Below are 3,902 nucleotides of genomic sequence, written 5' to 3' on the forward strand. Positions count from 1 at the left end.
AAGGTAAGTTTTGTAACAATGGATAGTCTTATGCATACGCTAAAAACTCAAGAAATATCAAGAAAAAGCAAAGGTAAAATGAATAGAATATTATCCTCAAGCCTTGTCATAATAGATGAACTTGGATACCTTCCAATAACAAGAGAAGAAGCAAATCTTTTCTTTCAGTTAATATCATCTGTATTTGTCAACCCAAAACTGTACCACATATTAATCGAAAACTGGGCCAGTTGAAACAAAAAAATTAACTACTTTTTTCTAACCATTCTCTAGTTTCTTTAATTCTATAAGAATCCCCATTCATATTTATTACATAAGATTTATGGGTCATTCTATCGATTAAAGCAGCTGTTAGAACTGCATCATTAAATATTTCATTCCATCTATCAAAAGATAAATTGGTAGTTATTATTGTGGACTTCCTCTCCGCTCTTAGAGAGAGAAAGGTAAATAATAATTCGCTTCCCTCTTTGTCAAATGAGATATAGCCTAGTTCGTCTATAATTATTAGATCATATTTTTCGAATCTTTTTTCAAATGTATATAGCTTTTTATCACTTCTAGTTTCCTTAAGTTCATTTATCAACGAAGCAGCTGTTGTAAAAAACACCTTATGCCCCTCATTACAGGCTTTTATGCCAAGACCTATGGATAAATGAGTCTTTCCTGTTCCAGGGTTACCAGCCAAGATAATATTCCTACCTTCATTGATAAAGTTTAATGTTCTAAGCTCTTTAAAGCGATTCCTAGCGTCTTCAGGTAGATAATCTACCTGAAGCTCATCTAAATATTTTTTGTATGGGAAGCGGGCATTTCTAATCCTGTTTTTCCTGCCATTCTCTTTTCTAACATCATATGCTTCTACAAAAATATCTTTTAGTAGTTCTTCATAGGGTTGATTATATTTGTATGCTTCTTCAATTTTCATTCTTAAACCTTGGTTTATCCCAGGTATTTTTAACTCCTTAATATATTCTTTTATCTCATTTATTGTATTATTCAATTTTTATAACCTCCCACTGATTTTAAATTAAACAAATCACTTAATATTGATATTTGTTCTAAAGATGCTTTTTGAATCGATGTATCTTTAGTTTCTAGGGGTTTATCCACAGTGGGAGCCCTAAATACTATATTTCTAATATTATCTGTATTAACCATTTCTTTTTTTATTTTTTCTAGTTCTTTTACCGCCTTTAATACACTTTCCAAATCCTTTTCTTTTATTAACTCCAAAAGTACTATGAAATCTCTTGGATTATTGATATAATATTTATGATATATTTGTTGAAGCTCTGGAGAGAGCTGATGTCTACCTACACTAGAATGTAGCGCTCCAGGCTTCTTTTTTAATGTATGGATAAAGTGATTTATATCCACGGTCCAATGGTGGGATGAGTAGGACCTTAGGTGGGTTGCTATTAATTTATCTTTGTAATATACTTCTATATTCTCTGGATAAATTTTAGCTGTTACAAATTTACCAACTAGATAATCTGGTACTGAATATTTGTTTTGATCAATATTAATTATACTATACTTATTTACTCTCGCTTCTATCCTTCTAGCAGTATCATATGAAGGCTTTAAAGGTATTAGATAATCCATTTCATCGTTTAATAAATCTATTGGACTTCTGTTTTCAAGCCAGTTTCTTTTTTTAGAATTAAGTTTAAGTAATCTTTCTTCTAAATGTTGATTTGCATCTTCTATTGAATCAAAATCCATTTTGTTAGAAAAAGCTTTTCTTCTAACAAATTCTATTCCTCTTTCTACATGCCCTTTTTCATTTCCACTAGCTATATTACAGAACCTGTATCTAAATCCATAATACAAAGATATTTTAATTAAATCTTCAGTAGCTTCTTTTTCGTTCCTACCTACAAACCTTTTTACTGCTTGTTTCATATTGTCATAAACTACTTCTCTATGAACACCTCCAATCTGATTAAAAGCCTTAACATGGATATCTAAGAAGTTTTCCATCTTTTGATTTTGATAAAGTTTTGCATAATGGTATGAACCTTTTGCAGTTGTGAAAAGACCCATATTTAAGGTAGTTTCACGTCCATCAATCGTAAGTTTAACTTCACCCCAATCAAATTCTAATGTTTCTCCTAAATCATATTCCTGTCTAATGTAGGCCTCCTTTTTCTCGTAAGTCTCTTTAATGTAGTTACAAACAGTAGTATATCCAATATCATATCCTCTTTCTACTAGTTCTTCATGTATGTCTATTTTTTTCATTAGCTGTTTAGTTCTTCCCATTAATCGATTTTTTTCATTTTCAGAAACGAGTTCATCTATCTCTTTAAGCACATCATCTGTTAATTTTATCTTGGTTCTTTTACTTGTATCATACTTAGGTTTAGATGCCATTTCTTCAATTAGAAGAAGTATCTCAGCCTTGTTATGATCTTCATCCTTTTTTAACTCTCGTAATGCCTCATTTTTAGATTCGAACTCCTTAATATATTTTTGCACTGTAGTCCTAGAAATGCCTAACTCTCGACTTATCGTTCTTTGTGATTTGTTTTCTCTGAAATATTTCATTAATATTTCTGCTTTTTGGTCCAGTCTTATCACCTTCCATCTCCCCCTAAAAAGTTATTCATAGGGGTATTATATTTTAAAGGTGGACCAGTTTTCAACTGAAATGATGGCCTACTTTTAGGGTTCTCTTGCAATTTTGGTGATTTTTATGTATCTCTGTTAAAAGCAAAGCATAGCTTGTTTACTTATCCAAATATTTCCTGGTGGTTGAGAATTTTTATTCTAAATAAATCAAACTTACATCGTCCATAACTCATACGCTTAATTTCTTTTACTTTATTAACCATTCCTTCTAGTAAACCATTTGAATAAATACTATTAAAACTATTTTCCACAGCATCTATGTCTCTTTTAATACCATTAATAAAAGAGTCTAATTCTAAAATATTAAATGCTTTTGCTTTAATTAGCCACTTTTCCAATGATAATTTATCTTCTGAAAACATATCTTTAAAGTCTTCAATTAATTTCTTTAAGTCAATCAGTTCATGGTAATTTTCTTTTATCTTTTTCTTTAATTCCATTTTTATCATAATTTATACTTTTCTTTAGCCCATTTTTGCTTATATAAGAAGAAATCAAGGATCTGGATCCATCATATCCTTGCTCATTGAGTATACCTAATATTTCTTCTTGGGTTTTGCCTTTATCTAACAATTCTATAATTAATTCCTTATATGGGTCTAGCTTACTTCCTCTCGTTCTTCTAATGGGCCAATACACAGGACTATCAGCATTTAAATACTTTTTTATAGTTGTTCTTGACATTGAATAATCTTTAGCAAGCTGTCTTATAGATATACCAGATTCATGTTGCTCCTTTATCTCTAACATCAAGTTCCATTTAGCAGATATTTTTTCCTCTCTAATTTTATCTTTTGCTGTATTACTATTAATCGCAATTTCAGAAATTTGATTTTCTAAATTACCTTTATTTATTTCATCAGAACTATTTAAAAGAATTAGTTTTCTTTTAATATATTTACTTACTGAATCTAAGAGATTTTTGATTAAATGAAATTTATCAGAAATTTGATTATTTCAATAATATTATTAGGTAATCGTGCGTAAGGATTTATAAAATCAAATCTTTCAGTAAAAATTGACTGACTACAGGATATTTCTTTACATTTAAACTTCCTAACTATCAATATAATTTCTTGAGAATGTCCATCTAATGAGCCGTTAAATATTTTTCTAGTATACTTTGAATATATCTTATCTGAAACTGTTCCTCAGCTAGGATATTTACAATATTTTTTGGTACTTTCAGCTATAATATATTTCTTGTTACCCTTTTCAAACTGATGGATTATTCTTATATTTTCCATATTTATCTCCTTTAAGTC

Annotated in this window: 5 protein-coding genes; 1 reads left to right on the top strand and 4 read right to left on the bottom strand. The window is 29.4% G+C overall.

Annotation, left to right across the window (positions count from 1 at the left end):
- Window positions 1-234: ATP-binding protein (locus VK998_RS09410; protein WP_414713595.1), on the top strand; the 234-nt coding region annotated here is incomplete at its 5' end.
- A 10-nt stretch (window positions 235-244) separates the two neighbouring features.
- On the opposite strand, the gene istB is transcribed toward VK998_RS09410, so the two are convergent.
- From istB to VK998_RS09430, 4 genes are all read right to left on the bottom strand, one after another.
- The gene (gene istB / locus VK998_RS09415; RefSeq protein WP_325227877.1) at window positions 245-1,003 is read right to left on the bottom strand and encodes an IS21-like element helper ATPase IstB; all 759 of its coding nucleotides are present in this window, start codon (window positions 1,001-1,003) and stop codon (window positions 245-247) included.
- Window positions 1,000-2,586: an IS21 family transposase gene (gene istA / locus VK998_RS09420; RefSeq protein ID WP_325227878.1), complete on the bottom strand. Its 1,587-nt coding sequence runs from the start codon at window positions 2,584-2,586 to the stop codon at window positions 1,000-1,002. Before istA ends, istB begins: the two co-directional genes overlap by 4 nt.
- 152 nt (window positions 2,587-2,738) lie before the next feature.
- A complete protein-coding gene (locus VK998_RS09425; RefSeq protein ID WP_325227879.1) occupies window positions 2,739-3,077 on the bottom strand; it encodes a transposase in 339 nt (112 codons plus the stop codon).
- On the bottom strand, window positions 3,040-3,387 hold the full coding sequence (locus tag VK998_RS09430) for a helix-turn-helix domain-containing protein (protein WP_325227880.1): 348 nt from the start codon (window positions 3,385-3,387) through the stop codon (window positions 3,040-3,042). Before VK998_RS09430 ends, VK998_RS09425 begins: the two co-directional genes overlap by 38 nt.
- Window positions 3,388-3,902 lie beyond the last annotated feature (515 nt).

This window comes from Schnuerera sp. (genome assembly GCF_035459645.1).
GTDB lineage: Bacteria > Bacillota > Clostridia > Tissierellales > Tepidimicrobiaceae > Schnuerera.